Here is a 266-nt window from a genome sequence, read left to right on the forward strand (position 1 = left end):
CTTTATCCACCCAATGGTTGGCGGTGTAAATGCAGTGTGCGACAGGTAAGCCGTTATGAAGCAGAAGATTTAGGCTATGAAGAGGGGGTAGAGCCACTTCATGTTGAAAAGCAGGTTTGGCACAATAAGCGAACGGGGAAAATTGAGAAGATACCAAAGGGGATTGATCCTGGTTGGCATTTGAACCCTGGGAAACATCGCGCGCAAAACTTAAGCAATTTTTTGAGTGATAAAGTCTCTGTGATGGGGGACAATGACAAACGCAT

At 45.5% G+C, this 266-nt stretch carries 1 pseudogene; it reads left to right on the forward strand.

Features of this window, described 5'->3' with window-relative positions:
* Window positions 1-266 (forward strand): annotated as a pseudogene (locus ACFIKU_RS10225) (hypothetical protein); the annotation flags it as partial.

The sequence above is a fragment of the Bartonella sp. CM120XJJH genome, from assembly GCF_042194715.1.
Lineage (GTDB): Bacteria > Pseudomonadota > Alphaproteobacteria > Rhizobiales > Rhizobiaceae > Bartonella.